Source organism: Afipia felis ATCC 53690 (assembly GCF_000314735.2).
Taxonomy (GTDB): Bacteria; Pseudomonadota; Alphaproteobacteria; order Rhizobiales; family Xanthobacteraceae; genus Afipia; species Afipia felis.
This window is the reverse complement of the sequence record NZ_KB375270.1, coordinates 1,930,788-1,956,331: the sequence shown is the minus strand read 5'-3', so window position 1 is coordinate 1,956,331 and position 25,544 is coordinate 1,930,788. Positions and strand designations below refer to the sequence as shown.

Below are 25,544 nucleotides of genomic sequence, written 5' to 3'. Positions count from 1 at the left end.
CCTTGCAGTTTCATCAGATGAAACGTAGTTTTATAATTCTTGACCACAAATCTACGGACTGTCATAGTTCCTGGCAAGAAGAACTAACTTGCGTGGTCTGGGGTGAGGAAAGAGCGCAAAGATTTGCAGCGAGCACCTGTCGAGGTGAAAGGCCGTTCGCCGGCCGCATCTCGCAAAGCAAATGCACATGTCAAAGAGCCGCGCGCACCTCAAAAAGCAAAGACGAAGAAATCAGCGGGTGAAGACCGCTATTTGATCACGGCGTTGGCGAGAGGCCTTAGCGTGCTGAGTGCTTTCAAGCCCGGCGACGATACACTTACAAATCTTGAACTGGCCCGGCGAACCGGATTGGCAAAAGCCACGGTGACGCGCCTCACTCACACGCTGCGTTATCTGGGTTACTTAAGCAATTGCAGCGAGACCGGCCGGTTTCGGTTGCATCCGCATGTGCTGAGCCTTGGCTACCCGGTTCTGGCCAATCTTGGCATCAGGCAGATGGCCCGGCCTGCGATGCAGGAGCTGGCGGATTACAGCGGCGGCACCGTTTCTCTCGGTGCCCGCGATATGCTTCACATCATCTTTGTCGAGCGCGTGCGAAATCGCTCCGTTGTCACGCTGCCGCTGGATGTCGGATCCTGTATTCCGATTGCTACCACTTCATCGGGGCGCGCTTATATTGCAGCGATTTCGGAAAGCGAGCGCGCGCAGCTTCTCTCGGAGATCAAGGCTGCTTATCCGCAAAATTGGCCGCGTCTCAAGCGAGGGATCGAGGCGGCTTGCGAGGAGTACAATAAGTTCGGCTATTGCTCGACGATTGGTGATTGGGAGCCGAATATCAACGCAGTCGGTGTGCCTCTGCGTCTTCCAGATGGTCAAGTTCTTGCGTTCACCTGCGGTGGCCCTTCCAGCCGCATTCAACCCGGCATGATTCAAGATCTTGGCGACAGGTTGAAGCAACTCGCGGAGGGGGTGCAGATGGTTCATCTCTCCAGTCCAGCCTCGTTCGTGGCAGGCCGCTGAAATCCCGAAAGGAATGTGATGGCGCTCGATCAAGAAACATTCCAGCAGCTTCTCGATACTGTCAGCCGGTTCGTAACCGAGAGACTCATTCCGAACGAAGATCGCATGGAGGCGGAAGATCGCGTTCCGCCCGACGTACTTTCCGAGATGAAAGAGGTTGGCCTGTTCTCTCTCACTATCCCTGAAGAGTATGGCGGTCTTGGTCTCGGGATGGAGGAGGAGGCGCTCGTTCTCATGGAGGTGGGGAGGGCATCCTGCGCATTCCGATCGGCGTTTGCCACCACGATTGGCATAGGATCGCAAGGCCTTGTCATGGATGGGACAGAGGCGCAGCGCCAGCGCTATCTTCCGCGCCTGGCCAGCGGCGAAATCATCGGCTCATTTTGTCTGACGGAGCCGAATGTCGGTTCCGATTCCGCGTCCGTTCGTACGCGAGCCGTCCGCGATGGCGACTGCTACGTCATCAATGGCACCAAACGTTTCATCACCAATGCACCGGAAGCCGGTCTCTTCACTGTGTTTGCCCGAACCGGCGGGGAAGGCGCGGCAGGCATCTCGGCTTTCCTTGTCGATGCGTCCACGCCGGGTTTGAGCCTTGGGAAAATCGACAAGAAGATGGGCCAGAAAGGCAGCCACACCTGCGACGTGATCTTCGATGATTGCCGCGTGCCCAAGGAGGCATTGCTTGGCGGCGAGGAAAATAAAGGCTTCAAGACGGCGATGAAGGTACTGGATCGCGGACGGCTGCATATCGCGGCTGCCTGTGTGGGCACGGCCGAGCGGCTAATCGCGGACAGCCTGAACTATGCGATGAGCCGCAAGCAGTTCGGCAAGGCTATTGCCGAATTTCAGCTTGTGCAGGCGATGCTCGCCGATAGCCGCATGGAGACATATGCGGCGCGGTGCATGGTTCTCGATTCTGCCAAGCGCCGCGACGCCGGCGAAAACGTCACGACGCTGGCATCATGCTCAAAATTATTCTCGACGGAAATGCTGGGCCGCGTAGCCGACCGGGCCGTCCAGATACACGGAGGGTCGGGCTATATCGCCGACTTCAAAGTCGAACGCTTTTATCGCGATGTTCGGCTGTTCCGCCTCTACGAGGGAACAAGTCAGATTCAGCAGATCATCATTGCCAAGAACATGATGAAAGAAGCGGCTCATTAGTCCGCGAACAAGAGGAAAGGGCTCCGATGAGCACTTATGACGCCAAACATTTTTCAGGCGACGGACCTGAAAAAGTTTTCCGGTCGGGACTCGATGCTGGAAAAATCCTTATCCAATCCTGCGCCTCGTGCTCGTCGCATATCTTTTATCCGCGCGCTCTTTGCCCGGTCTGCGGATCGAGTGATTTGAAGTGCATTGAAGCCAGCGGCAAGGGAGAGGTCTATTCGACGACGACCATTCGACAGGCTCCCGATAAGGGAGGCGACTACAACCTTTCGATGGTGACGTTGGCTGAAGGGCCCCGGCTCATGACGCAGATCACCGGAATTGATCCCAGCGAAGTCAAGATCGGCATGAAAGTCGCCGGCGCCATTCGTAAGGCTGGCGAGCAGTTCGCCGTTTTCTTTGAACCCGCGTGAGGTCGCGTCAACATGCAAAAACATCCACTTCGAGGTAGCGCTGCCATTGTCGGGACGGGACTGGCGGGCATCGGCGAAGCGCCGGGACGAACACATCTGGAATTGCTCGCCGAAGCTACGGCAAAAGCATTGGATGACGCTGGCCTGAAGCTGACCGATGTCGACGGACTGTTTACGGCAAACCTGGTCAATTTCTTTCCCACGCTTACGGTTGGCGAATATCTCGGTCTGAAGCCGAAGATCGCGGAGAGTACCAATCTGGGTGGCGCTTCCTTCATCGACTACGCATTGAAGGCAGCAATGGCGATCCGCGCCGGCCTGTGTGACGTCGCGCTGATTTGTTACGGCAGCAATTCCCGCACGGGCGCGGGCAAGCATACTACAAGCGCCGAAATGCCGATCCATGAGGGCGCCTATAAACCACGCTTTCCTGTTGCCGCTTATGCATTGGCCGCGGCGCGGCATATGCATGAATACGGCACGACACGGGAAGATCTTGCACGGGTAGCGGTGGCGGCACGGCAATGGGCGCAATTGACGCCGTTCGCCTATCGCCGCGAGCCGACAAGCGTCGAGGAGGTGCTTTCCGCTCGCATGATGTGTGATCCACTCACCGTACGTGACTGCTGTCTCGTCACCGACGGAGCCGGCGCTGTCATCATGGTGTCTTCGGAGCGGGCACGGGATCTTAAGCAGAAGCCGATCTATTTTCTCGGTGGCGCGGCTGCGCAATGGCATCGTCAGATCTCAGCAATGCCTGATTTCACGATGACCGCTGCCGCCGAATCCGGTGTTCGCGCATTCGAAATGGCAGGTTTGAAACCGTCGGATGTGGATGTCGTTCAGCTCTACGACGCCTTCACAATCAACGTGCTCCTGTTTCTCGAGGATCTGGGTTTTTGCCCCAAGGGTGAGGGCGGGCGGTTCGTCGCTGATGGTGCAATTGCGCCGGGCGGGAAGCTGCCGGTCAACACCAATGGTGGCGGCCTGTCCTGCGTTCATCCTGGCATGTACGGCATTTTCACGATGATCGAGGCTGCCGAACAACTCCGCGGCACCGCCGGTGATCGTCAAATCAAGAATGCGGAAATTGCACTGTGCCACGGCAACGGTGGCACATTGTCGAGTCAAGTAACTGCTCTTTTTGGAACTGAGGCTGCTCTATGAATTGAAACACATTCGCGTAAGCGAAGCAGGGAGGATGGAATGACAAAGATAAAAATCGCGTCACTCGTAATTAGTTCTCTTGTTGCTGGTTTAGTTGCTCCCGCCAAGGCGGAGGTCTCAAAAATTGCGTTGGCGGATCAGCAAAGTCTGGCATTCCTGCCGACAATGATAATGAAGCACGAGAAGCTTCTCGAGTCAGAGGTTAAAAAGTCGGGTTTGGGAGACGTGCCTGTATCTTGGCATACCTTTGCTGGTGGAAATTCTGCAACCGACGCTATGCTCGCTGGCGAATTGCAATTTGCATTTTCAGGCATCACGCCGTTCATCACCCTGTGGGCGAAGAGCAACGGAAAGGTCAAGGGCGTTGTTGCTACAAGCTCCCAGCCTGAATATTTGAACTGTCGCGATCCTGGATTGAAATCGGTGCGCGATTTCAAGGGCTCGGAAAAGATCGTGGTTCCGGCCATCAAGGTATCGACTCAGGCCGTCTTCCTGCAAATGGAGGCAGCGAGGATATGGGGCGATGCTCAATACGAGCGCCTCGATCCTCTGACGGTTGCGATGTCGCAATCGGATGGTTCGGTTGCTCTCCTGTCAGGGAACAATGAAATCACCTGCAGTTTTACCTCTCAACCGTTCACGTATCTTCAGCTTAAAAAGCCGGAGATCCATACAATTCTGAATTCTTTCGACACTCTCGGTGGTCCGGCGACGCTGACGATGGCCTGGACGACGACTGATTTCAAAGAAAAGAACCCGAAAACATATGCGGCATTTTTGGCGGCCTACAAAAAGGCGCTCGATATCATCCACAATGACAAGCCGAGAGCGGCGAAGATCTATCTCACCTTGTCGAAGGACAAGTCGATCACCGCGGATGACGTGGTAAAAATTATCAGCGATCCGCAGATTACGTTCGTAGAAACGCCGGAAAACACCATGAAGTCGGTACTGTTCATGAAGAAGGTCGGCCGCATCAAGGCGGCACCGCATAGCTGGAAGGATATGTGGTTTGAGAATGTCCATAATCTCAAGGGCAGCTAAGCGGCCAGCGCTGTGAAGGGGGTATGAAAAGAATGTATGTTCAAGATAGGGTTGCTCTCGTCACAGGCGCAGCATCTGGAATCGGCGAGGCGATTGCGAATCGCCTTGCCGCCCACGGCGCGAAGGTTGTCGTCGTCGATCGTGATGAAGCGGCGGCGGATCGTGCCGTCGGCAAAATCGTCGAGAAGGGGGGAGATGCGATCGCGATCGTTGCGGACGCGACGAATTCCGCCGAAGTCGATCAAGCGGTTGCCAAGACCGTCGAGCAGTTCAAGACGCTGGATATTCTGGTCAACAATGTCGGCATTGTTAAAGACAATTATCTGACACGGATGCCGGAAGCCGACTGGGATTCGGTTTTGGCCGTCAATCTGAAATCGTATTTTTTGTTCAGCAAAGCAGCCGCCCGCATTATGATGGAGCAGAAGCGCGGACGGATTGTCAATGTTTCGTCACGTGCGTGGCTCGGAAACCCGGGGCAGGCGAATTATTCCGCCGCGAAGGCGGGAATCGTCGGATTGACGCGATCCATGGCGATCGAGCTTGGGAAATTTGACGTCACATCGAATTGCGTTGCGCCGGGGTTCATCGATACTCCGCTGACGCGCGGTTTGAAGCCAGAGGTCTGGGACCGCATGGTGAAAGCGCAGCCAATCGCCCGTATCGGTTCGGCAGACGAGGTTGCTTATGCCGTTCATGTGTTCGCTGCCGATGAGGCGTTTTATATGAATGGTCAGGTGCTTTATGTGTGCGGCGGAAAATCGCTAGGTTCTTTCGGCAGCGCCTGATCGCCCTGATGGGATCTGGCATAACGATTTGATCGATGCCTGCTCTAGACCGCCAATTGCCGCTCAATCGTTGCGCAACATTTCGTGCGCGGCGCAACGATTGCAGCAATATGGCAAGTAAACCTAGCTGTTCAGGCCGCGAACTGCCTCGATGATCCCGGACGTGACGTCTGCCGTGGTTGCTTTACCGCCGAGGTCAGGGGTGTGCAGCAGGGGGTTGGCAGTGACACGCTCGATCGCCTTCATGAGAGCGTCCGCAGCTGAGATTTGTCCGAGATGCTCAAGCATCATCACGGCGCACCAAACAGTTCCGAGAGGATTTGCAACGCCTTTGCCGGTGATGTCGAACGCTGAGCCGTGAATGGGTTCGAACATTGATGGGAAATTGCGCTCGGGATTGAGATTTGCCGTGGGCGCGATGCCAAGTGATCCAGCCAGGGCTGCGGCAAGGTCGGACAGAATATCGGCGTGAAGATTCGTCGCGACGATCGTATCCAGAGACTCGGGTTGCATCACCATGCGAACTGTCATGGCATCAACCAGCATACGGTCCCAAGTGACGTCGGGAAATTCCTTCGATATTTGTACGGCAATTTCATCCCACATCACCATGGCGTGACGTTGCGCATTCGACTTGGTCACGACCGTCAGCAATTTGCGCGGGCGTGACTGCGCGAGACAAAATGCAAAACGTATGATTCGCTCGACGCCTGCGCGCGTGAACATTGAAACGTCAGTGGCCGCTTCGATCGGTAATCCCTGATGGACCCGACCGCCGACGCCGGCGTACTCACCCTCCGAATTCTCTCGAATAATAACCCAGTCGAGTTCTTTGTCCGTGACTTTCCGTAATGGCGACGTAATGCCCGGCAGAATGCGGGTTGGTCTGACATTGGCGTATTGGTCAAACGGCTGGCAGATCGCGAGACGGAGCCCCCATAAGGTGATGTGATCTGGAATTTCCGGATGACCGGCCGATCCGAACAGGATCGCATCGTGATTCTGAATAAGCTCCCGGCCATTCTCCGGCATCATGCGGCCATGCTTCTTGTAGTATTCTCCGCCCCAATCGAAATGGTCGAACGCAAAGGTGAACTTGCCGTCCCACTTGGCAATGGCATCCAGCACTTCGACTCCCGCGGCGATGACTTCGGTGCCGATGCCGTCACCGGGGATGGCGGCAATGTTGTAAGTCTTCATATTCTCACTCTTCTCATTAGCGTCGTACGCTTCGCGTGGTTAGTTGCATTCTCAACTTCCGCACCGCCTGGCCTCCACGGTACGGAAGATCAATCTTTGACTGGGGCAGGCAAAGTGACCTTCCGCATCGCAGCCGGCAGCGATCTAAGCCTTGTTGAAGGCGGGGTCAGCTGCCTTTCAGGTTATGAATTTCGGGAAACCACATATCCTGCCATTTTTCTGGCGCGGCAGGGATGCGTTTCACTTTGGCGAGGAATTGCGCGATCGGCAGAGTCTTGTGCGGCTCGATTGTATTCGTCACCAGCGGGTCATTCAAAATACCCAGCAGAAATTCGACCGTTTCCTTGGTGTTGGCCATTCGCTTGTATGTTTCAGCGGCTTTCTTCTTGTCGCTGTTGATGATGTCGATCGACTCTTTCAAGGCTTCGAAAAAGGCTTGATACGCTTTCGGATTGTCGTTCCTGAATTTGCTGGTACTCCACACGACGTTAAACGTCGCGGGGCCGCCCAAAATCTCATAATTGTTCAGAACCTTGTGAATTTTGGGATCGGCAAGTTCTGTGTATTGAAATGGCGGAGACGAGAAGTGTGCATTAATGCCGATGCCGCCGGACATGAGCGCCGTCATCGCCTCAGGATGCGGCATTGACACGGTCAGCGAGTCGTATTTGTCAAAGTTTGCCTCGCCGAACTTCTTGGCGGTTGCCATCTGCAACAGCAGCGCCTGCGTCGATATTTTCACCGACGTGACAGCGATCTTATCCTTCTCGGACAAATCGGACAGCTTCTTAAAATTCGGATTCGAGGATACCAGATCCACTGGCATGTCGTTGAGCGCGCCGACGCCGTAAATTGCCGTTGGCGAGTTGCGTGTTTTCGCCCAGAGCGTCACGAGGTTGGGAACACCGCCGGCGCCGAAATCCAGTCCGCCGGACAGAAGCGCGTCATTCATGGCGTTCGGGCCGCCAAGCGTAACCCATGATACCGTGATGTCTTTAAGACCTAGAGCAGCCGCGTGCTTTTCGACGAGCTTTTGATCTTCCATGATCATTAGCGGCAGATAGCTCAAACCATACTGCTTAGAGGCATGAATCGTGTTGGTTTCGGCCGCCGCAGGCATCAGCGATAACGCGAAGAAGCAGCCTGCAAATAAGACCTTAAATTTCATCATGATTGTCTCCTCCCGGTTTCCCTGTCGAACAATGCCTTGTCTTTGAAGTCCTCGCTATTTGTTGTATGCAATCTTGCATACAAGCTGCCGATGAACGCTTTCAATGTCAACCCGGCAGCCTCATGCTGCGGGAATCTGCCAAATTGCACAGAAGGCCATGCCGTTGACTGCCCTGATCTTGAAAAGCCGCTCACCAGCCAGTACGGCGCCCAAAGCATCGTTGGTGGAAAACGCCTATGTGGCGCTTAAAGCAGCGATCTTGAGTAATGCGTTTCCACCGGGCTATCAGGCCGCTGAGAGCGACGTAGCGGCCCAACTCGGAATGAGCCGCACCCCGGTGCATGAAGCCGCAATCCGTTTGCAGGCCGAGGGGCTCGTGGAGGTTCAGTCGCGCAAGGGAATCCTTGTCTGCGCGATATCTCCTCGCGACATTCGGGAAATCTACGAACTGACCATGGCGCTCGAGGGGATGGCGGCTGAAGTTCTTGCGCTGCAACCTCGTTCCGCCGCGAAAGATCTGGTGCTGGATCGGCTAGAGGCAGAAACGCGGTCCATGGAAGCGGCGCTCAAGAAGGGGGACCTCGACCGGTGGGCCGCTGCGGACGATCAATTCCATAGAACTCTGACAGGAGAGTGTGGCAATAGCCGCCTGGCGCGAATGGCGAGCACCATTCGGGACCAAACCCATCGGACAAGACTGCTCACTTTGCGGCTCAGGCCGAACCCATTGAATGCAGCAGTTGAACACCGCGCCATCATTGAAGCGATCCGCATCGGTAATGCACTTGCCGCGGCACAGAACGCTGCCGAACATCGTCGGCGTGCCAGTCAAATCATGATACCGCTGCTCGAAAAGATAAACTCATTCGGGCCATTGCCTGCCGACCTCAATTCAGGCGAGGGCCAGAGATAGAAGTATAGACAGGCGCTATAAGAATTCTGCTCTTCTTTCGGAGGCGACTTGCGAATTCCAAAATGAAATTCGCAAGCTGAAAGCCCGGTTGCCGGGCTATTTGCCCTGCCACTGCGGGGCGCGCTTCGAGACGAACGCATCAACGCCTTCATGAAAATCGGCGCTGCCGTAGGTCCGCCGGATCAAGTCGGCATCGGCCGGCTTTGGGTTGACTGCGAGCCGGCGCATGATCTCCTTGGTGACCTGCAGGGTAATGGGAGCGCAGGCCGCCAGACGGGAGGTGAGATCGGCGAGGTGCGCATCAAGCGCCTCGGGTGCCACAACGGTCAGGTAACCCGTCGGCAGCTCCTCGGCGGTGGGCATCTCCGCAAGCAACAACATGCGCTTTACGAGGCTGACGCCGAGCGTGTCGACAAGCCGTCGAACATTTGAGGCGGACAGGCAATTGCCGAGCGTGCGGGCAATCGGCACACCAAAACGCGAACCGGGCGTAGCCAGACGGAAGTCGCACGCATTGGAAAGCGCCATGCCGCCGCCGACGGCCCAGCCCTCTACCACAGCGATGGTCGGCACCGGAAGGGTCTCCAGAAGCCCGACATAACGCTCGACTTTTTCCTCGTAGGCGACCCCATCGTCACCAGAGGAGAAGGCTCGGAATTGCTCGATGTCCGTGCCTGCGACGAAGGCTTTGCCACCGGCGCCGCGCAGAACGGCCACGCGGACTTCGGGATTGGCGGTGATTGCCTCACAGGCTGCAGCAAGTTCCTCATACATCCGCCAAGTCATGGCGTTGCGGGCAGCCGGGCGGTCGAATGTCAGGCGCGCGATGGCACCATCGATCTCGAAACGCACCGTGCCTTCGTCGATTGCGGTGGCGGGCTTAATGCTCTCATTCATAGTGCAAAGGCTCCGCGGGCTGTGAATTTCTCGACTGCATCGGCATCGAGGCCGATCTCGCTCAGAACGGAAGCAGTGTGCTCTCCAAGGAGCGGTGGATGGAGGCGAACCTGTTGCGGCGTGCCGGAAAGCTTCACAGCAAAGCCGATGTTGGACACCTTGCCCTCGTTAGGATGGTCGATCTCCATTCGCATATGGCGATGGCGTCCATGTTCGCTCTCGAAGGCTTCGGGATAGGTGTACATGGTGCCGGCGGGAATCCCGACGGCAAGCAGGTTTGTGACCCACTCATCCGACGTACGCGTTACAAAGGTTTTCTCCAATTCCTCGACCAACTCTTCCCGGTTGGCAAGACGATCCGGATTGGTCCGGAAACGCGGATCTTCAAGCAGCTCCTTGCGGTCGAGCACTTCGCAGAGCTGCGTCCATAGCTTCTGGTTGGTTGCCCCCATGACGAAGTGACCGTCCTTCGACTTCATGGCCTGATAGGGCGCGCTCATCCGATTGGCGGTGCCGAGCGGGATCGGCTGCGTACCGCGGCCCCAGTATTCGGATATGTCCCAGACAGAGAAGGCGAGCGCCGCCTCGAACAAGGATGCGTCGATGTACTGTCCCACGCCTGTGTTCTTGGCGCCGATATAGGCAGCGAGCACGCCGTAGGTGGCGAAGAGGGCGCATCCGATATCCGCTACCGGGACGCCGGCCTTCACCGGCGGGCCGCCGGGGTGGCCGGTGACGCTCATGACGCCAGACATGGCTTGTGCCATCAGGTCGAAGCCGGGTCGTTCAGCCCAAGGGCCGGTCTGGCCGAAGCCAGAGATCGAAGCATAGACAAGGCGCGGATTGATTTTGCTCAGCGTCTCATAATCGCACTTCAGCTTCCTCATCACGCCGGGCCGATAGTTCTCGACGAGGATGTCGGCGCTTTCTACCAACTTGTAGAAGACCTCGCGGCCTGCCTCGCTCTTGAGGTTGACGGCGACTGAACGCTTGTTCCTGTTCATGTTGAGGAAGCCCATGCTGTCGGGCCCCTTCATCTTGAATCCCATGGCGCCACGAGTCTGGTCACCCGTGACCGGCGGCTCGATCTTGATCACGTCCGCACCGATGTCGCCGAGCAGCATGCAACTGTAAGGGCCAGCCATGACCTGGCTCACATCGAGCACACGCACGCCGGCGAGAGGAAGCGGACGGGCTCCCGCAGTATTTGCAGCCTTCGGCTTCGCACCGGCATACGAGGAAGAGGTATGGCCTGTATCGTTACTCATCGTATCGTTCTCCGTGCCGCGGCGGGCCGTGGCTGACTTGTCATCAATGATTATGTTCAGGCGCCCGAGGAGTTCATGTAGATTCCCCGGTCAAGCGGATGTGCGTTCGCGTCCTTTGCGACTACGCTTGGACGCCATGCCGGATGCCTCCGACTGATGCTCCGATTTCCCGATGGATTCCCGAGCGATGCCTGCTGTCGTGCCCATGATATGAAATTCGAGCAAGGCAGCCAGCTTGGCTCCGTCTCGCGCTTCCAGAAGCTCGATCATCTGCTCATGTTCGGCCACGGCGCGTTGCCAATGCTCGGGGCTTTTGCGCACAACAAAGCGGCACACATGGATACGGGTCAGGATTTGCTGATAGAGCGCAGAGAGCATTGTGTTCCCTGCGATTTCGAAGAAGGCTTCGTGGATCAACCTGTTCTGACGCAGATACTCCGACTCGTTTCCGCTTTTAAAGTGCTGCATCATTTTGTCATGCAATGCACGAACTCGGCGGACATCGGCGTTGGAAATGCGTTCGCATGCGAGGAGCCCCGCCAGGCGCTCCAAGGACGCCATAATCGGAAACAGCTCCTCAATTTGCTCCTCGGTAATCCGTGCAACGATCGCACCGCGGTGCGGAAGAATCTGCAACACGCCCTCGGCAGCCAATACCTTGAGTGCTTCGCGAATGGGCGTGCGGGAAACCCCAAAGCGTTCGCAAAGCTGCTCCTCGGGGACCTTTTCGCCGGGGCGCAACTCTCCTTGAAGGATCATCTCTCGCAATGGTGCCACGAGGGATTCATGGAGAGATTGGCGCTGGACGATCTGTACGGACATCAATCTTGTCAGCCTTGGGTGGTGCAGTCGGCGCGGCTATCGCTCACGGGCTATCATATTGAATTTCCGTGAATTTTAGTCTTTCGACGTAATGTCATCGCACGCTATCGCATCAAACATTTAAAATCAATAATTATAGATTTGGCGCTGTGACACACCCACATTGTTATTTGACGGCGATGCTGCCTCGGACCGGGGACGTAACCTGTTTGGAGCATCGTGGCCGCCATCTTTAACGGACTGCATCACCACATTGGCCGAGGTGCTGAGTTCTATGGACGGTTCGGCAACGCCTCCTTACTTCTTCTGAGTATGTCCAGCACAGCGCACGACAGGGCCTCACAAAGGGCGACCACTCGGCCTTTCGCGGAATTCGCGCCGCCGATCCGGTCGCAGAGCGCACTGCGTGAGGCCGTCACCGCGGCCTATCGCCGTCCAGAGCCGGAATGCCTGCCGCCGCTGGTTGCTGCGGCGACGCTTCCGCAGGACACGAAGCAGGACATCGCGCGCACGGCACGCAGGCTGGTCGAGACGCTGCGCGCCAAGGACAAAGGTACGGGCGTCGAAGCGTTGGTTCAGGAGTATTCGCTCTCCAGTCAGGAGGGCGTTGCGCTGATGTGCCTTGCCGAGGCGCTGCTGCGTATTCCCGATGCGGCGACGCGCGACGCGCTGATCCGCGACAAGATCGCGGAAGGCGACTGGGCATCTCATCTCGATGGCGGACGCTCGCTGTTCGTCAATGCCGCGACCTGGGGGCTCGTCGTCACCGGCAGGCTGACCTCGACGGCGAATGGCCACAGCCTCGCCGCGGCGCTGACGCGGCTGATCGCGCGTTGCGGCGAGCCGGTGATCCGGCACGGCGTCGATATGGCGATGCGCATGATGGGCGAGCAGTTCGTCATGGGTGAGACGATCGACGAAGCGCTGGAGCGAGCCCGTCCGTTGGAAGCGCGAGGCTTCCGCTATTCCTATGACATGCTGGGCGAAGCGGCCATGACGGCCGCTGACGCCGATCTCTACTATCGCGAGTATGAGACTGCGATCCACGCCATCGGCAGGGTGTCGAACGGGCGCGGCGTCTATGGAGGCCCCGGCATCTCGATCAAGCTCTCGGCGCTGCATCCGCGCTATACGCGCGCGCAGGGCGCTCGTGTGATGGACGAACTGCTGCCACGCGTGCGCGGACTGGCGCGGCTTGCCAGGTCCTGTGACATCGGTCTCAACATCGATGCTGAAGAAGCGGATCGGTTGGAGTTGTCGCTCGACCTTCTCGAAGAGATCAGCTTCGACGAAAGCCTGAACGGCTGGAACGGTCTCGGCTTCGCGGTGCAGGCTTATGGCAAGCGGTGCCCCTTCGTACTCGATTACATTATCGATCTCGCACGCCGCTCCCACCGACGGATGATGGTGCGTCTCGTCAAGGGCGCTTATTGGGATGCCGAAATCAAGCGTGCGCAGGTCGACGGGCTGGAGGACTTCCCGGTCTATACGCGCAAGATCCACACCGACGTCGCTTACGTCGCCTGTTCACGCAAGCTGTTGGGCGCGCCGGATGCGATCTTCCCGCAATTCGCGACGCATAACGCGCAGAGCCTCGCGACGATCTATCATCTCGCCGGCCCTGACTTCGCGGTCGGCCGCTATGAACTCCAGTGTCTGCACGGCATGGGCGAGCCGCTTTATGAAGAAGTCGTCGGAAAAGGTAAGCTCGACCGGCCCTGTCGCATCTATGCGCCGGTCGGCACGCACGAGACACTATTGGCGTATCTCGTCCGCCGCCTGCTGGAGAACGGTGCCAATTCGTCTTTCGTGCACCGTATCTCCGATCCCACCGTCACAGTTGAATCGCTGGTCACAGATCCGGTCGATATCGTTGCCGCGATGCCAGTGGTCGGCGCGCCGCATGAGCAGATTGCACTGCCATCCGCGTTGTACGGACGCGCGCGCAGGAATTCGCAAGGCCTTGATCTGTCGAACGAGGCCACGCTCGCGCACCTGTCGAACGCACTTGCAGCCACCGTTGAAGTGCCATGGCATGCGCGGCCGCTTGTCGCCGACGGCAGGATCAGCGGCGCGACGCGCGACGTGCTGAACCCTGCTGATCATCGTGACGTTGTTGGTCGCGTCACCGAGGTAGGAGCGGAGGACGCCGAACGCATCGTCGCTTTGGCGGCGGAGCATGCTGAATCATGGGCGGCGATCTCGCCCATTGAACGCGCGGCCTGCCTCGATAAGGCAGCGGACATCATGCAAGCGCGTATTGAAACGCTGATGGGCGTCATCATGCGCGAAGCCGGCAAGTCGGCGGCTAACGCGATCAGCGAGGTGCGCGAGGCGGTCGATTTCTTGCGCTACTATGCGGGCCAGGCACGCCGCATGCTAGGTCCGTCGCATTTGCCGCTCGGCCCCGTCGTCTGCATAAGTCCGTGGAATTTTCCGCTCGCGATCTTCACCGGGCAGGTCGCAGCCGCCCTCGTCACCGGCAATGCGGTGCTTGCCAAGCCCGCCGAGGAGACTCCGCTCATCGCGTATGAGAGTGTGAAGATTCTGCACGAGGCCGGCGTGCCGCGCGGCGCGCTGCAGTTCGTGCCGGGCGATGGAGGCCTTGGTGCAGCGCTTGTCGGCGCGCCCCAGATCGCCGGCGTCATGTTCACCGGCTCGACAGAAGTCGCGCGTCTCATTCAGGCGCAGTTGGCGGAACGTTTGTCTGACTCCGGCAAGCCGATTCCGCTGATTGCGGAGACCGGCGGGCAGAATGCGATGATCGTGGATTCCTCCGCGCTCGCCGAGCAGGTCGTCGGCGACGTCATCGCTTCGGCCTTCGACAGTGCCGGTCAGCGCTGTTCGGCGCTGCGCGTACTTTGCCTGCAGCAGGATATCGCTGATCGCACCTTGACGATGTTGAAAGGCGCTTTGCAGGAGCTGACACTTGGCAAGACGGATCGGCTCAAGGTCGATGTTGGCCCGGTTATCACGACCGAGGCGAGAGACGGAATCAACCGGCATATCGAGCGGATGCGCGGCCTCGGTTGCAAGACTGAGCAACTGCCGCTGCCTGCGGATGCGGAAAATGGAACTTTCGTTCCGCCGACCATCATCGAGATCAATGCACTCTCCGATCTCAAGCGCGAGGTCTTCGGCCCGGTATTGCATATCATCCGCTTTCCCCGCGCCGATCTTGATCGCCTGATCGATGAGATCAACGGCACCGGCTACGGGCTGACCTTTGGCCTGCATACACGTCTCGATGAAACGATCACACATGTCACGAGTCGTATCGAAGCCGGTAACGTCTACGTCAATCGCAACATCATCGGCGCGGTGGTTGGCGTGCAGCCGTTCGGCGGTCACGGGCTGTCCGGCACCGGGCCCAAAGCGGGCGGGCCACTTTATCTCGGACGTCTCGTTCGCAAGGCGCCGACCCTTCCGCAGCATGGTTCGACGCATACCGATCCGGCACTGCGCGAATACGCGGCCTGGCTGTCCGGCAAGGGATTGAGCGCGGAGGCGGAAGTAGCGCTTAATATCACCAGGCACGCGGGACTTGGCCTTCAGATGGAATTGCCCGGGCCAGTCGGCGAACGTAATCTCTATGCGCTGCATCCGCGCGGCCGGATTCTGCTTGTCCCTGCGACGGAGGCCGGTCTTCGCAGTCAGATGGCGGCGGCGCTGGCGACGGGAAATCAACTCGTGATCGATGCCGCGAGCGGTTTTCAGGATAGGCTTCGAGGCTTGCCGGCCAGCGTTGCGGCGCGTGTGAGCTGGACCTCGGATTGGCAGGCTGACGGGCCGTTCGCAGGCGCGCTCATCGAGGCCGATGCTGCGCGTGTGCGGATTATCAACCGCAGGATCGCAGCACTGCCGGGACCGCTGATGCTTGTTCAGTCCGCCAGTACCGATGAAATCGCCAGCGATCCGAATGCATATTGCCTGAATTGGCTGCTGAGGGAGGTTTCAGTTTCGATCAACACCGCAGCGGCTGGCGGCAATGCCAGCCTGATGACCATCGGCTGAAGTTTTTCTACGTTTCGGATGCCTGCGTCACACGTGCTTTGCGGCCTGTAAAGAAAGGCGGTTTACGGGCGACGCTGCCGATTTCGTCGGCGCGCGGTGGCCGCCAAGCCGTAAGGCATTGGCGATGACGACGATCGAAGACAGCGACATCGCAATCGCTGCGATCAGCGGCGTGACATATCCCAGGATCGCAATCGGCACCGCGATCAGATTGTAGCCGACCGCAAGCATCAGGTTCTGTCGGACGAGCTTTGCAGCTTCTCGCGCGATACCGATGGCTTGCGGGACAGCGTTCAGGCTTTCGTGGAGGAAAACCAGATCGGCGGCGTTGCGGCCGATATCAGCTGCGGTCGCAGGCGCCATCGAGGCGTGGGCTGCGGCGAGCGCAGGTGCGTCGTTCAATCCGTCGCCGACCATCAGAACCTTTTGGCCACTGGCTTCGATATCACCGATGCGCGCGACCTTGCCAGCGGGCAGCATCCCCGCCGCGTAACGAAGGTCGAGCGTGTCGGCGACCCGGCCGACTGCCGCATCATGGTCGCCGGACAGAATCTCGATGCTGAAATCCTGCTTCAGCGCTGCCAGTGCGTCGTGCGTGCCGCCGCGCAGATGATCTTCGAACTGGAAACGCGTCAGTGGTGCGCCGTCCATGGCAAGAACAAGTCCATCTTCCGAGCTGGATGAGGAATCGGACAGTGCCCAGCCCGCGCGGCCGAGGCGATAGAGATGCGAACCGATCCGTGCTTCGAGCCCGCAGCCGGGATGTTCGGTAACCGCGTTCGGTTCAAGAGGTTGGAAGGAGTTGGCGGGGCAGGCTGCCCCGATCGCGCGCGAATAAGGGTGGCGGGAATGAACCGCGATGGCGGCTGCGATCTTCAGTAATGCGGGATCGATAGCAGCCGGATTCATCAGGCGCGGCGTGCCGGAGGTCAGTGTCCCGGTCTTGTCGAACACGATGGCGTCGACTTCCCCGAGACGTTCCAGCGCACCGCCGTCCTTGAGCAGAATGCCGTTCTCGAACAGGCGGCGGGCCGCCATCACCTGCACCATCGGTACAGCAAGGCCTAGCGCGCAAGGGCATGTGATGATGAGCACCGCGATAGCGATGGTGACGGCGCGATGCAGATCGCCCGAAACGATCATCCAGCCAATGAAGGTGAGGAATGCCGTGGCGTGCACGGCGGGTGCATAGAGCTGCGAAGCGCGGTCTGCGATCCGGCGATAGGTGGAGCGGCCCGTTTCCGCTGCTTCCATCAGGCGTACCATGTCGGCGAGCGCCGAATCCTTTGCAGCTGCCGTAGCTGTAAGCGTCAGCGGACCTGTGAGATTCAGCACGCCGGCTTGAAGCTGAGTGCCCGGCGCGACTGCAACCGGTGCGCTTTCTCCGCTCAACAGCGCGCTGTCGATATCGGAGCGGCCGGCGAGAACTTGCGCATCGACGGGAACGCGTTCACCGGCCGCGAGCATGATTGTCATGCCGGGGGCGATCTCGTTGATCGGTGTATAGATGTGACCGCCGTCCGGTTGCAGCACCAGCGCGCCGCGTGAGGCGAGGCTCGCAAGTCCCTTGACGGCGGTGCGCGCTTTTTCCCGCATTAGATGGTCGAGTGTGCGGCCGATCAGCAGGAAGAACAGCAACGTGACCGATGCATCGAAATAAGCATGCGGGCCGTGGGTGAGGGTCTCGTAGACACTCATGCCGAAGGCGAGCAGCACGCCGATCGAAATCGGCACGTCCATGTTGGTACGACCGTGGCGCAGCGCACGCCATGCGGAACGGAAGAACACGCGGCCGGAATAGGCGAGCGTGGGAAGTGCGATGGCGGCGGAGATCGCGTGAAACAGGTCGCGCGTCGCGTCGTCGGCTCCGGACCAGACCGACACCGAAAGCAGCATGATATTGCTGGCGGCAAAACCGGCAACCGCGAGTGCGCGGACAAGCTCGCCGAACACGGTGTCCTTGACCTCCGCGCCTGCGTCGTAGACGTGCGCGTCGTAGCCTGCCCGGCGCAGCGTCTCGATAAAAGGAGGCGGCGTGCCGTCGCGCCAGCGAATGGTTGCGCGCTTGGTTGACAGATTGACGCGCGCGGCTTCGACGCCGGGCAGCGCGCTGAGCGCAGTCTCCACATTGCGGATGCAGGCGCCGCAGTGAATGGACGGCACCGAGAGGTCGGTCTGACGGATGCCGTCGCCGACCAACCGGCTTGCCAGCAGAATCTCGCCGTCCTTATTGATGTCGTTCGCCACCGTCAGTGCAATGCCTCCGGCGGATGTACAACACGTCATCAGTTTCTCCAGCAATTCGCAGCGCTTCTGTCGGGGAGCGTTTGTGCTGCGTGCAGCATATTTCTAAGGCGTTTCAGCATACCGCTATCCGGACGCTGAAAGAACGCTGTACCCTATCCGCCGCGGCGGAATAGTCTTTGTGTTAGCGCAAATTACGGACCTGCGGGAAAATCTGCCAAGGTCTGCGGGAACTGGTCGCAGCGTGAATTCCCAGATTTTGGGGCGTATTTGATGTTCCTCAAGGCAATGGTGCGGGAAAGCTGCACGCTGAGGCCTTCAGGAGGCGCATCATGTCACTCTATCTGGTTCTGTTTGTCCTGACAGTGCTCGTGGCCATTCGCGCGTTGGATGATTTGAAGGCGAAGCGCGGGCCTGGTGCCGAATTTCAAAAAGTGAGGCGACGTAGCTTTTGAACGGGGGCGCGGCATGAACCCGCGAACACCTCGCTTGCCGTTGTGGGATGCCGGGGGACTGGCGTTTCTGTCCTATGGCTTCCGGCCGTTCTTTCTGGGTGGGGCGCTGTATTCGGGACTGGCGATCGCGATCTGGATGCCGGTCTATTTCGGCGAATTAACGCTCCACACGGCGCTCGCGCCGCTTGACTGGCATATTCACGAAATGCTGTTCGGCTTCCTGCCGGCGGTAATCGCGGGATTTCTGCTGACCGCAATTCCGAACTGGACCGGCCGCCCGCCGGTGCGCGGCCATCTGCTGCTGTTGATGGTCGCCGTATGGGTGCTCGGCCGAGTAGCAGTGGCATGTTCCGAACAGATCGGCTGGCGCGGGGCGATGCTGGTCGATGCGTCGTTCCTGCTTCTGGCCGGGGCGGTGGCGACCCGCGAGGTTCTGGCTGCCAGGAATATCCGCAACATGCGGGTGGTGGCGCTGGTGCTCCTGCTGTTTGGCTGCAACATCGCCTTTCACATCGAGGCGCACGTGCAGGGTGTCGCCGCTTACAGTGCGCGCGCCGGCGTTGCCGTCGTCGTTCTTCTGGTCTCGGTGATCGCTGGCCGCATCGTCCCGGCCTTCACGCGGATCTGGCTGATGCGGCGTCCGCAGGGCGCGATGCCGGTGCCGTTTTCCCGCTTCGACGGTGCAGCCGTGGCGTTTGGCGCTCTCGCCCTTGTCGCTTGGGTCGTACGGCCCGAGGGAATGCTGACCGGCGGGCTCTGCTTTGTCGCGGGGCTTTTCCATTTTGCGCGGCTTGTGCGCTGGGCAGGCTATCGCACCTGGGCCAACAGGCTGCTGGTAATTCTCCACATCGGCTACGCTTTCGTGCCACTCGGCTTTGTGCTGGCGGCGATGTCGGCATCGGGGTTGGTCGGCGTGAGCGCGGCGATTCACGCCTGGATGGCGGGAGGAGCAGGCATCATGACGCTCGCGGTGATGTCGCGGGCGAGCCTCGGTCATAGCGGCCGGCCACTTGCGGCGTCCGCATTGACGCAGGGAGTTTACGTCCTCGTCACGGTGGCGGCGTTAGTGCGGATCGCGGCGGTGTTTGTTCCGGCATGGAGCAACGGCCTGATCTGTCTGGCCGCTGCTTGCTGGTCTCTCTCGTTTCTCGGATTTGCGCTGAGCTACGCACCGATGTTTATCGCTGTCCGCCTCGATGAGCGGGCGCCTCAGGCATCCATGCCGAGCAGGCATTGACGATCACGCAGCGCTACGCGCCGCGCGCCAGACAGGCCCAGTACGCCCTGGCTTTGCAATTGCGAGAACGTGCGCGAGACGGTTTCCAGCGTCAGCCCGAGATAGTCGGCGATGTCGCGTCGTGACATCGGCAGCGCCATCAACCCGGCGACTGCGAGGCGGCGGTCCATTTCCAGAAGGAAGGTTGCCACGCGCTCGGTTGCGGTCTTGCGGCCGAGCAGCAGCATGTGGTCCTCGGCGTGACGCAGATGGTCGGCGGTGAGCATCCAGAGGCCGTGTGCGACCCGGACTTCGGTTTCGGCGGCCACCTCGAGTTGATGGCGGCTCACCGCGCGCAACTGACTATCGACGATGGCTTCAGCGGTGAGCCGATACTCGGCGCCCGAATCCAGGCCGAACACGTCGCCGGCGAGGTGGAAGGCGTCGATCTGACGGCGGCCGTCCGGCAGAAGCTTGTAAGTGCGCACCGCGCCGGAGATCACCTTGTAGATGTAGTCGGCGTGCTCGCTTTCGCCGTAGATCTCCTCGTCCTTGTGATAGGTGAGGCAGGCTCCGGCGAGATCCGCGCTGCGGAGGACCGCGTCGAAGCGGTCGACGGGCGGCGCAACCTTCATGGCGGAGATTCGTCCGAAGGTGCAAGCGGCGGGCGTGGCGGGCATCTCGGCAAGCATGGTCATCTCCTATGAGGCGATAACTCTTTCTCTCCGAAATGCAGAGGCGGCGGTATTTCGCGCGGTCCCTTAGGGGGCGCACCTTAAGGGATTCACCGGAGGTGACAGGCTGATTTTCGTTCAGGAGGGACCGGTTGCCGCAGGGCCATCCTGCATCGCCTGCCGGACATGGGCGATCAGGCTTTCCTCCAGATGCGGCTTGCGCAGCACATAGTGCACGCCTGCGGCCATCGCCTTTGCGGCGATGGTCTCGTCGGGATCGCCGGTGATGAGAATGATTGGCACCCGGACGTCCTGGCCGTGCAGGCGGGAGACGAGGTCGAGGCCGTTCATACCGGGCATCTTGTAGTCGATGATGAAGCAGTCGGCGTGGCGCGGCACGCTCGCCTCCAGCGCCGCGGAAGCGGTGCGGAACGTCAGGGTTTCGAATCCCTCCGCTTCCAGCAGAAAGCGCAAGGAGCCTAAAACATCCGGGTCGTCGTCGATAACGTAGACAGTGCTTTTGCGCAGGGAGGACATGATTGAACCGGTCGACGCAAGGGTGCGTCTTTCAAGACTGGCTGTCCTGAAGCCTCACTGCATTGATTTGTCTCAATCCTTTAGAAGACCACCGCGAATGGCGAAGCGCACAAGTTCGGAGATGCTGGAGGCTTGCATCTTGGTCATGACGTTGGCGCGATAGACCTCGATGGTGCGGGGACTGATATCGTAATCCCGCGCGATCAGCTTGTTTGACAGGCCCGCGACGAGACCGTCCAGCACCTGGCGTTCGCGCGGGCTGAGGCTTGCGATTCGGGAAGCGACGTCGGCGTCCAAGGCTTCGCCCTTCTGGCGTTGCGCGGCACCACTGAGGGCTGCCTGGATGGTGCCGATCAGCCGGTCGTCCTCGAAGGGCTTTTCGATGAAATCGATAGCGCCGAGTTTCATCGCCTCGACCGCAAGCGGAATGTCGCCGTGGCCGGTCATGATAATGGTGGGAAAGGATTTGTTGCTGTCGCGCAGCCGCTTCAGCAATTCCAGACCGTCGAGATTCGGCATCCGCACATCGGAGACGATACAGCCTGGCCCAAGCGCGGGCAGGGTTTCGAGAAAGCTTACCGCGGATTCGAACAGGCGTGCTTTCAGACCTGCGGATTCGAGGAGGAAATCCAGCGAATCCCGCATCGCCGGATCGTCGTCGATGACATAAACAAGTCCTTCAACCGACATCGGTCAATCCTTCGCTGGGCGCAGCCGGCAGAGTGAAACGGAAGGTCGCGCCGCCCGCCGGGTTGTTTTCGGTCCACATGCGTCCGCCATGAGCCTCGACGATGGTTCTGCTGATCGACAAGCCAACTCCCATACCGGTCTTCTTGGTGGTGAAGAAGGTCTGGAACATCCTTGGCTGATGTTCCTTCCCGATGCCGTGGCCGGTATCGGAAACAGCGATCTCGATCATATCATTTGCAGCGCGGGAACAGGTAACGACCATCGTGCGCTGCGCGGATTCGGTCATGGCGTCGAGGGCATTGCGAAACAAATTGACAAGAACCTGCTGGATCTGGACGCGATCGACCAGAACGAGATCGTGATCCGGGTCGAGATTGAAATGGAGCGAGACACCCTGTTCGCGCGCACCGGTGAGCCCCAGCGCACCGGCTTCCTCGATCAGTTTCGAGGCCTTCTCGACACGCTTTTCAGATTCGCCGCGCGAGACGAAATCGCGCAGGCGGCGGATGATATGTCCGGCGCGAATGGCCTGTTCGGCGGCACGATCCATCGCGGATTCGATCTTCGCCCGGTTTTCCTCGGTGTCGGAGGCAAGCAGGCGCCGCGAACCCTTCAGGTAGTTGCTGATGGCGGCGAGCGGCTGGTTCAATTCGTGCGCCAGCGCAGACGCCATTTCGCCCATCGCCGTGAGGCGCGAAACATGCACGAGCTCGGATTGCAGTTCCTGCATCCGGGCCTGGGTCTGCTGATATTCGGTGAGATCGCGCACGAAGCCGGTGAAGTAAGGCTCGCCCTCGGTCTGCATTTCGCCGATCGACAAATGCATCGGGAAGATCGTGCCATCCTTGCGTTTGCCGGAGACGATGCGGCCGATGCCGATGATGTGGCGCTCGCCGGTGGCGCGATAGCGCTCGAGGTAACTATCATGGCGGGCGCTGTCGGGATTTGGCATCAGCATGCTGACGTTCTTTCCGATCACCTCGTTTTCGTTGTAGCCGAACTGCCGGACGGCGGCCTTGCTGAAAAACTGCATAATGCCCCGACCGTCGATCACGATCATCGCGTCGGGGATAGTTTCGAGAATCGAGCGCAAATGGCCTTCGCGTATCCGCAGCGCCGCCTCTAGCTGCTTCTGTTCCTCGATATCAATGACGATGCCGGACAAATGCTCCGCGCCGTTCTGGCCCTTGACGACCGCGCTGCGGGTTCGCAGCCAGTGGGTGGCTCCGTGCGGCGTGGCGATCCGGTACTGGATATCGAAATTGGTGCCGTCCGCGATTGAGCGTTCAATCGCGCGTTCGGTGCGCTCGCGGTCTTCCGGTTGGAGCAACGCGAGAAACCGCGCGTATTCGATGCTTTCATCGGGCAAGAGGCCGAACAGCCTGCGCGTCGTGGGCGACAGCGCGAGCTCTCGGGTCGCGAGATTGAGATCCCACGTGCCGATGCCGGAATCCTCCAGCCCGTGCTGGAGCAGCGTGTCGTCGAAAGCGTTTGGGGGTGGGATATGGCTGGGCACGGCGATACTGTCTCAAAGAGGCATTTCACCTTGATTTGGCCGCGGCGACAAGCACTCCGAATGGACGGCTTGCGGTCAGGCGCCTTCGCCCGGCTTCTCGCTGAAATACTGGTCGAATTTGTCCTTCACGCCGTTCCATTTGTCGGCATCTTCAGGAGGTGCCTTTTTGAACGGAATATTCGGCCAGAGCGAGGCATATTTCCGGTTCTGCTCCAGCCATTTCGGCTCGGCCTCGCGATCCGTGTCTGGGAAAATCGCCTCGGCTGGGCACTCTGGCACGCAAACACCGCAATCGATGCACTCGTCGGGGTGGATGACGAGCATGTTCTCGCCTTCGTAGAAGCAATCGACCGGACAGACCTCCACGCAATCCATGTACTTGCACTTGACGCAGTTGTCGGTGACGACGTGGGTCATCAGATATTCCGGTGGACGAGTGTGCCGAGCCGATATTCACATGGCAGCTTAGTCTATAAGATTCATTTAATATATATGTTATTGGAAGGCTCACAAGCCTTGTTGAGCGCCGATCACGATTTTTTGGAGGAACAGAACCCTTTTTCGGCCAATGAAGTTCCGCTATGATTTTCCACCCCGCGGGAGGCTACGATGTTTTTGCGTCGTGGAATGGCTGGCCTGCTTCTGGCTTGTGCCGCGTTGGCTTGGCCAAGCGGTATCTCTGCGAAATCGGACGGCTTCAGACCGCGAGGCGGCACGCATCTCTACGTGCTGCTGGGACTTGGCAATAATTCGCCGGGCCTTGCCGAGTTCGGTTGGGAGATGCAGCAGCAGGGAATTCCGACCACGGTCGCTAACTACAGCGATGAGCCTGCGCTCGTCGAGGATGCGATCCGCCGTTACAGCAGCGGAGAAGTTCGCTCTATCGAGATCATCGGCCATTCGCTCGGGGGCAGCGCGGCAGGCGAGATGGCAAATGCGCTCGATGAGGCCGGCGTGCCGGTGCAATTGGTCATCACGCTCGATCCGACGGGTGGCGCTGTTTCGCTTCCTCATACCCGGACGGTGAATTTCTTTCCTCGCCAAGGCGAGGATCATTTCACCATCATCGCCGCGCGAGAGCGAGAGATGGCGAGTTACGTACTGGGCGGACGCTAGGACGACGAGGCGGCGTACTCGATTGCATCGGCGATCACCGACAACCATCGGCCACGCCGGCCCTGCAGCATGGTTGCCTCGGTCCTGGCGGCTGCCGTCATGGCCGGAAGCCGTTCCAGCATCGTCGTGATCGCGGCGGTGAGATCTTGCGGATTGAATGGCTCGCGCAGCACGACGCCGGCGCCGGATTGCGCGATTTCGCCCGCGTAACCGCAAATCCCGGTGACGATGGCGGGCCGTCCCGCGAGCAGGGCTTCAGCGATCACCTGTCCCGCTGCTTCCGCGCGCGCGGGATGGAGCAGAAAATCGGAAGCCGCCATGAGGTCCATGACATTGGCGCCATAAGGAAGGACGTGAATGCGATCCTCGATTTTCAGTGCCTTGGCCTGCTCGGCGATCCAGGACTCGGTACTGCCCGCGCTGACGAGATGGAGGTGCGGAAACCGCGTGAGCGCGTCGAGCGAACGATCGAGCCCCTTCTGCTTCGGCTTCACCGCGACCGCGAGTGCCACCATAGCATCGCGCGGCAGGCCGAGTTTGTCGCGCGTTACGTCCCGCTCCGCTGCTGTCCGTGCGGCCTCAAAACGTTCCTCATGCAGGATGACAGGCAGCACCGTGCCACGCGCGGGATCGAAATCGTAATGGGCGGCGTATTGATCGCGCTGAGCTTGCGTCAAAAAGAAGAAACGGGTGTGCGGATTCTCGAAGACGCCACGTTCGAGCTGCAGATAGGTGCGCGCCCGCGGCAGGAAGCTTTTCACGCCTGTCATCCGAAGCGCCACGGCGGCGTCCGCCGCGTAATGGAAATCCGCGCCCGGCACCCGCTCGAACGACAGCAACGCATTGGGCCGGTGCTGGTCGCGATAGGCCATGACGGCTTTTGCGAAATGGCGCGTGCGACCGTGATTGGAGAGCCCCTTGCGGGGTATGATCGCAACAGGCAGTGGGGAAGAAGCTGCGCGTGTGGTGACGAGGGTCACATCATGGCCGCGCTGTTGCAGATAGGCCGCGATCGCCAGGCAGTCGCGTTCCTTGCCGCCGAGCGTCTCAAGCTGAAAGATGGCGAGTGCTATCTTCATCGTTTCCGTTTGGGCTGCCCTGTCGCGGCATCTTCGATTACCTGAACGCCGGGGCAGGCGCAAATGAAGGGTCGGCGGAATGCCTTGTAGCAGGCTCCGTTCGCCGCTAATGAGTGCGCATTGCCGC

The 25,544-nt window shown here is 59.5% G+C and carries 23 protein-coding genes; 11 read left to right on the top strand and 12 right to left on the bottom strand.

Translation table 11 applies throughout. The annotated features are described in order from the left end of the window. Positions 1-102 precede the first annotated feature (102 nt). The 6 genes from HMPREF9697_RS09270 to HMPREF9697_RS09245 are packed head-to-tail and all read left to right on the top strand — an operon-like array spanning position 103 to position 5,605. On the top strand, positions 103-1,020 hold the full coding sequence (locus HMPREF9697_RS09270) for an IclR family transcriptional regulator (protein WP_210161928.1): 918 nt from the start codon (positions 103-105) through the stop codon (positions 1,018-1,020). Between the two features lie 18 nt (positions 1,021-1,038). Beyond that, positions 1,039-2,187 carry an acyl-CoA dehydrogenase family protein gene (locus tag HMPREF9697_RS09265; protein WP_002716939.1) on the top strand — a complete coding sequence of 383 codons (1,149 nt, stop codon included), beginning with the start codon at positions 1,039-1,041 and terminating at the stop codon, positions 2,185-2,187. Between the two features lie 26 nt (positions 2,188-2,213). Then, positions 2,214-2,606, top strand: a complete 393-nt coding sequence (locus HMPREF9697_RS09260; protein ID WP_002716938.1) for a Zn-ribbon domain-containing OB-fold protein — start codon at positions 2,214-2,216, stop codon at positions 2,604-2,606. A 12-nt stretch (positions 2,607-2,618) separates the two neighbouring features. After that, the gene (locus HMPREF9697_RS09255) at positions 2,619-3,773 is read left to right on the top strand and encodes a thiolase (RefSeq protein WP_002716937.1); all 1,155 of its coding nucleotides are present in this window, start codon (positions 2,619-2,621) and stop codon (positions 3,771-3,773) included. Positions 3,774-3,812: 39 nt separating this feature from the next. Beyond that, complete coding sequence (locus tag HMPREF9697_RS09250) at positions 3,813-4,817, top strand: ABC transporter substrate-binding protein (RefSeq protein ID WP_002716936.1); 1,005 nt, start codon at positions 3,813-3,815, stop codon at positions 4,815-4,817. Positions 4,818-4,849: 32 nt separating this feature from the next. Further along, positions 4,850-5,605, top strand: a complete 756-nt coding sequence (locus HMPREF9697_RS09245) for an SDR family oxidoreductase (protein WP_002716935.1) — start codon at positions 4,850-4,852, stop codon at positions 5,603-5,605. A gap of 123 nt (positions 5,606-5,728) precedes the next feature. On the opposite strand, the gene HMPREF9697_RS09240 is transcribed toward HMPREF9697_RS09245, so the two are convergent. Continuing rightward, on the bottom strand, positions 5,729-6,805 hold the full coding sequence (locus tag HMPREF9697_RS09240) for a tartrate dehydrogenase (RefSeq protein WP_002716934.1): 1,077 nt from the start codon (positions 6,803-6,805) through the stop codon (positions 5,729-5,731). A gap of 166 nt (positions 6,806-6,971) precedes the next feature. Next, a complete protein-coding gene (locus HMPREF9697_RS09235; RefSeq protein WP_115622227.1) occupies positions 6,972-7,976 on the bottom strand; it encodes an ABC transporter substrate-binding protein in 1,005 nt (334 codons plus the stop codon). A gap of 157 nt (positions 7,977-8,133) precedes the next feature. Here HMPREF9697_RS09235 and HMPREF9697_RS09230 point away from each other — a divergent pair, with 157 nt between their 5' ends. Further along, positions 8,134-8,889, top strand: a complete 756-nt coding sequence (locus HMPREF9697_RS09230) for a GntR family transcriptional regulator (RefSeq protein WP_002716932.1) — start codon at positions 8,134-8,136, stop codon at positions 8,887-8,889. A gap of 96 nt (positions 8,890-8,985) precedes the next feature. Here the strand turns inward: HMPREF9697_RS09230 and HMPREF9697_RS09225 are convergent, their stop codons facing one another. From HMPREF9697_RS09225 to HMPREF9697_RS09215, 3 genes are all read right to left on the bottom strand, one after another. Next, positions 8,986-9,786, bottom strand: a complete 801-nt coding sequence (locus HMPREF9697_RS09225) for an enoyl-CoA hydratase/isomerase family protein (RefSeq protein WP_002716931.1) — start codon at positions 9,784-9,786, stop codon at positions 8,986-8,988. After that, positions 9,783-11,054 (bottom strand): CaiB/BaiF CoA transferase family protein, encoded by a 1,272-nt coding sequence (locus HMPREF9697_RS09220; RefSeq protein WP_002716930.1) that lies wholly within the window; start codon positions 11,052-11,054, stop codon positions 9,783-9,785. The genes HMPREF9697_RS09225 and HMPREF9697_RS09220 overlap by 4 nt, the downstream gene beginning before the upstream one ends. A gap of 90 nt (positions 11,055-11,144) precedes the next feature. Then, the gene (locus HMPREF9697_RS09215; protein WP_002716929.1) at positions 11,145-11,876 is read right to left on the bottom strand and encodes a GntR family transcriptional regulator; all 732 of its coding nucleotides are present in this window, start codon (positions 11,874-11,876) and stop codon (positions 11,145-11,147) included. Positions 11,877-12,095: 219 nt separating this feature from the next. Between HMPREF9697_RS09215 and putA the strand changes: the two genes are divergently transcribed. Further along, positions 12,096-15,890, top strand: coding sequence for a trifunctional transcriptional regulator/proline dehydrogenase/L-glutamate gamma-semialdehyde dehydrogenase (putA, locus tag HMPREF9697_RS09210; protein ID WP_002716928.1), 3,795 nt, complete (start codon positions 12,096-12,098; stop codon positions 15,888-15,890). A 27-nt stretch (positions 15,891-15,917) separates the two neighbouring features. Here putA and HMPREF9697_RS09205 read toward each other — a convergent pair whose 3' ends face one another. Next, entirely contained in the window at positions 15,918-18,176 is a 2,259-nt protein-coding gene (locus HMPREF9697_RS09205; RefSeq protein WP_002716927.1) for a heavy metal translocating P-type ATPase, read from the bottom strand. Between the two features lie 290 nt (positions 18,177-18,466). On the opposite strand from HMPREF9697_RS09205, the gene HMPREF9697_RS21645 reads away from it, so the two are divergent. Together HMPREF9697_RS21645 and HMPREF9697_RS09200 are read left to right on the top strand one after the other, a co-directional pair. Further along, positions 18,467-18,589 carry a hypothetical protein gene (locus HMPREF9697_RS21645; protein WP_002716926.1) on the top strand — a complete coding sequence of 41 codons (123 nt, stop codon included), beginning with the start codon at positions 18,467-18,469 and terminating at the stop codon, positions 18,587-18,589. A 13-nt stretch (positions 18,590-18,602) separates the two neighbouring features. After that, positions 18,603-19,826 (top strand): NnrS family protein, encoded by a 1,224-nt coding sequence (locus tag HMPREF9697_RS09200; protein WP_002716925.1) that lies wholly within the window; start codon positions 18,603-18,605, stop codon positions 19,824-19,826. Here HMPREF9697_RS09200 and HMPREF9697_RS09195 read toward each other — a convergent pair. From HMPREF9697_RS09195 to fdxA, 5 genes are all read right to left on the bottom strand, one after another. Next, positions 19,799-20,497, bottom strand: a complete 699-nt coding sequence (locus HMPREF9697_RS09195; RefSeq protein ID WP_002716924.1) for a helix-turn-helix domain-containing protein — start codon at positions 20,495-20,497, stop codon at positions 19,799-19,801. The two genes, HMPREF9697_RS09200 and HMPREF9697_RS09195, sit on opposite strands and share 28 nt — an antisense overlap. A gap of 120 nt (positions 20,498-20,617) precedes the next feature. Next, positions 20,618-21,016, bottom strand: coding sequence for a response regulator transcription factor (locus tag HMPREF9697_RS09190; RefSeq protein WP_002716923.1), 399 nt, complete (start codon positions 21,014-21,016; stop codon positions 20,618-20,620). Between the two features lie 72 nt (positions 21,017-21,088). Then, on the bottom strand, positions 21,089-21,706 hold the full coding sequence (gene fixJ / locus HMPREF9697_RS09185; RefSeq protein ID WP_002716922.1) for a response regulator FixJ: 618 nt from the start codon (positions 21,704-21,706) through the stop codon (positions 21,089-21,091). Further along, entirely contained in the window at positions 21,696-23,222 is a 1,527-nt protein-coding gene (fixL, locus tag HMPREF9697_RS09180) for a sensor protein FixL (RefSeq protein WP_002716921.1), read from the bottom strand. Before fixL ends, fixJ begins: the two co-directional genes overlap by 11 nt. 75 nt (positions 23,223-23,297) lie before the next feature. Next, positions 23,298-23,639, bottom strand: coding sequence for a ferredoxin FdxA (gene fdxA / locus HMPREF9697_RS09175; RefSeq protein WP_002716920.1), 342 nt, complete (start codon positions 23,637-23,639; stop codon positions 23,298-23,300). A gap of 192 nt (positions 23,640-23,831) precedes the next feature. Between fdxA and HMPREF9697_RS20120 the strand changes: the two genes are divergently transcribed. Then, positions 23,832-24,338 (top strand): alpha/beta hydrolase family protein, encoded by a 507-nt coding sequence (locus HMPREF9697_RS20120; RefSeq protein WP_002716919.1) that lies wholly within the window; start codon positions 23,832-23,834, stop codon positions 24,336-24,338. Here the strand turns inward: HMPREF9697_RS20120 and HMPREF9697_RS09165 are convergent. Beyond that, complete coding sequence (locus HMPREF9697_RS09165) at positions 24,335-25,417, bottom strand: glycosyltransferase family 4 protein (RefSeq protein WP_002716918.1); 1,083 nt, start codon at positions 25,415-25,417, stop codon at positions 24,335-24,337. The two genes, HMPREF9697_RS20120 and HMPREF9697_RS09165, sit on opposite strands and share 4 nt — an antisense overlap. Positions 25,418-25,544 lie beyond the last annotated feature (127 nt).

Coding starts and splice junctions, on each gene's coding strand:
- HMPREF9697_RS09195 (WP_002716924.1), bottom strand. CDS start 20,497: ATGCTTGCCGAGATGCCCGCCACGCCCGCCGCTTGCACCTTCGGACGA.
- HMPREF9697_RS09235 (WP_115622227.1), bottom strand. CDS start 7,976: ATGATGAAATTTAAGGTCTTATTTGCAGGCTGCTTCTTCGCGTTATCG.
- HMPREF9697_RS09245 (WP_002716935.1), top strand. CDS start 4,850: ATGTATGTTCAAGATAGGGTTGCTCTCGTCACAGGCGCAGCATCTGGA.
- HMPREF9697_RS09230 (WP_002716932.1), top strand. CDS start 8,134: ATGCCGTTGACTGCCCTGATCTTGAAAAGCCGCTCACCAGCCAGTACG.
- HMPREF9697_RS09200 (WP_002716925.1), top strand. CDS start 18,603: ATGAACCCGCGAACACCTCGCTTGCCGTTGTGGGATGCCGGGGGACTG.
- HMPREF9697_RS21645 (WP_002716926.1), top strand. CDS start 18,467: ATGTCACTCTATCTGGTTCTGTTTGTCCTGACAGTGCTCGTGGCCATT.
- HMPREF9697_RS09225 (WP_002716931.1), bottom strand. CDS start 9,786: ATGAATGAGAGCATTAAGCCCGCCACCGCAATCGACGAAGGCACGGTG.
- HMPREF9697_RS09255 (WP_002716937.1), top strand. CDS start 2,619: ATGCAAAAACATCCACTTCGAGGTAGCGCTGCCATTGTCGGGACGGGA.
- HMPREF9697_RS09165 (WP_002716918.1), bottom strand. CDS start 25,417: ATGAAGATAGCACTCGCCATCTTTCAGCTTGAGACGCTCGGCGGCAAG.
- HMPREF9697_RS09250 (WP_002716936.1), top strand. CDS start 3,813: ATGACAAAGATAAAAATCGCGTCACTCGTAATTAGTTCTCTTGTTGCT.
- HMPREF9697_RS09260 (WP_002716938.1), top strand. CDS start 2,214: ATGAGCACTTATGACGCCAAACATTTTTCAGGCGACGGACCTGAAAAA.
- HMPREF9697_RS09265 (WP_002716939.1), top strand. CDS start 1,039: ATGGCGCTCGATCAAGAAACATTCCAGCAGCTTCTCGATACTGTCAGC.
- HMPREF9697_RS09240 (WP_002716934.1), bottom strand. CDS start 6,805: ATGAAGACTTACAACATTGCCGCCATCCCCGGTGACGGCATCGGCACC.
- HMPREF9697_RS09220 (WP_002716930.1), bottom strand. CDS start 11,054: ATGAGTAACGATACAGGCCATACCTCTTCCTCGTATGCCGGTGCGAAG.
- HMPREF9697_RS20120 (WP_002716919.1), top strand. CDS start 23,832: ATGTTTTTGCGTCGTGGAATGGCTGGCCTGCTTCTGGCTTGTGCCGCG.
- fdxA (WP_002716920.1), bottom strand. CDS start 23,639: ATGACCCACGTCGTCACCGACAACTGCGTCAAGTGCAAGTACATGGAT.
- HMPREF9697_RS09205 (WP_002716927.1), bottom strand. CDS start 18,176: ATGACGTGTTGTACATCCGCCGGAGGCATTGCACTGACGGTGGCGAAC.
- fixJ (WP_002716922.1), bottom strand. CDS start 21,706: ATGTCGGTTGAAGGACTTGTTTATGTCATCGACGACGATCCGGCGATG.
- HMPREF9697_RS09190 (WP_002716923.1), bottom strand. CDS start 21,016: ATGTCCTCCCTGCGCAAAAGCACTGTCTACGTTATCGACGACGACCCG.
- HMPREF9697_RS09215 (WP_002716929.1), bottom strand. CDS start 11,876: ATGTCCGTACAGATCGTCCAGCGCCAATCTCTCCATGAATCCCTCGTG.